This window comes from Mycolicibacter senuensis (assembly GCF_003284925.1).
Lineage (GTDB): Bacteria > Actinomycetota > Actinomycetes > Mycobacteriales > Mycobacteriaceae > Mycobacterium > Mycobacterium algericum_A.
Genome location: NZ_QMEX01000276.1, coordinates 1 through 1,947, shown reverse-complemented (window position 1 = coordinate 1,947; position 1,947 = coordinate 1). Strand labels below are relative to the sequence as shown.

The window sequence follows — 1,947 nt, the reverse complement described above, 5'->3', positions numbered from 1 at the left end:
CCGCTGCCAGGACCGCCCCGGCCCGCCGGGTCTGCGATCGCCGTTCACCAGGCCAATCTACGCACTCGGGATCTGCGCGGCGGCCCTCGCCGTCGCGTGGCGGCTACACGAAAAAACGCCCCCGAATGGGTGACAAACACCATTGGCGAGGGCCGGTCCGCGCCCGGACGATGGTTTTACCCACCCGTCGATGCCGACCCGGATCGACGACAGCCCGCCGACCACGAAAGGACCGCGAGCTGAACGGATCGGCATCGAGCCCGGTGTGTCGATCCTTCCCGATTCCTGCTGGCCCGGAGCTGATTCCGCCTCCGGTTGGTGACGGCCGCTTTCACGCCGAGCGCGACGGCAGCGAACACATCCGATATGGACGGAAGGAAACACCCCGGTGCCCGATGAAAGCACTGGCGAGCAACGCACCGACTCGCCTGCCACCGCCAAACTGCGCATCCGCCAGGTCTATGACAGCGAGACGAAATTGTCCTGGGTCCTGGCTGGTTTGGCGGGGCTGCTGGGTGCTACGGCGTTCACCCACTCCGCCGGCTACTTCGTCACCTTCATGACCGGCAACGCGCAGCGCGCGGTGATGGGCTACTACGCCGAGGACGACTGGGCCGCGTCATCGCCCTGGCTCGCGCTCTCGGCGGCGTTGCTGCTGGTGGCCTTCGTGGCGGGCGTGATCAGCGCGTCGCTGTGCCGGCGCTACTTCTGGCCGACCCGACCGCATTCCACCACGGTATTGACTACGCTGGCACTGGTACTCGCCACGCTGCTGGACGGGTTCCTGCTCGGCGGACCGGAGCTTCCGCTGCCATTCTTCCCGATCGTCCTGATGACGTTCGGCATCGGCGCGTTGAACGCAACCTTCATCGACAAGAAGGGCGAGGTGTCGATCCCGCTGAGTTATGTGACCGGCACGCTGGTGAAGATGGGCCAGGGCATCGCGCGGCACCTCCTCGGCGTCGACGAGATCACCGCCTGGCTGGGCTACTTTCTGCTGTTCGGGTTTTTCGTGCTCGGCGCCGGGATCGGTGGGGCTATCGGGATGGTCGCCGGTGGTACCTACATGCTGGCGATCGCCAGCCTGATCTGCGCGCTGACCACCGTGTACACCTTTTTCTACGCCGACCGTCGTCAGCTGTTCCAATAAGTCGCACCCAAACTCGGGGCCTCACGTTTTCTCAGGTGGCGTTAGCGCTATTCCCATCAACTTGTTATGTTGAACGCGCCCGTTTCGGCCACCATCGCGGAAAGAGGTCTACCCAGGATGACTCGCGAGCCCAGGCCGAAGCGGAATCGTCGGGTTGTCGGTCTGGGTACCGCAGCGGGGGCCTTGCTGGCGTTCGGCGTGACAGCCCCGGCCGCGGTACCGGTCGCCTCCGCCGAGAGCTTCGACGACGCGTTCGAGCTGGCATCGGCGCCGTTGATCGGTGAGGCCACCGGCGGGACGGACTGGGCCGCGGTCTTCGATCCGGCGTCGTGGGAGGCGTTCTTCGGGCAGCCGGACTTCGATGGGCTGCTGCCCGGCGCGGCAGCCGCGGAGCCGAGCCTGTTCGCCCCGGACCTGACGGCGTTGATGCACGACTGGGTCTACACCCCGCTGTACACCGGTATCGATGGCTTGGTCAGCAGCGCCTGGATGGCGCCGGTCGTCGACGGGCTGAACCAGCTCAGTGCAGCGTTCGGGCTGGGTCTGATGATCGGCGACGGCACGGCCGGCACGGCGGAGTCCGCCGCCGGTGGTGCGGGCGGCTGGTTGTTCGGTGACGGCGGGGCCGGCTGGGACAACAGCGCGGCCAACGGCGTCGGTGGCGCAGGTGGTGCGGCCGGGTTCTTCGGCAACGGCGGCGCCGGCGGCGCCGGGGGCGAGGGCGGCGCCGGTGGTGTCGGCGGGGCCGGCGGCTGGTACATGGGTGTCGGGGGCGCCGGCGGCTCCGGTGGCGACGG

2 protein-coding genes are annotated in these 1,947 nt (G+C 68.1%); both read left to right on the top strand.

Features of this window, described 5'->3' with window-relative positions:
- Positions 1 to 448 precede the first annotated feature (448 nt).
- A complete protein-coding gene (locus tag DQP56_RS24070) occupies positions 449 to 1,150 on the top strand; it encodes a DUF1275 family protein (RefSeq protein ID WP_370493656.1) in 702 nt (233 codons plus the stop codon).
- A 198-nt stretch (positions 1,151 to 1,348) separates the two neighbouring features.
- On the top strand, positions 1,349 to 1,947 hold a 599-nt coding region (locus DQP56_RS24940), incomplete at its 3' end, for a PGRS repeat-containing protein (RefSeq protein WP_353617237.1).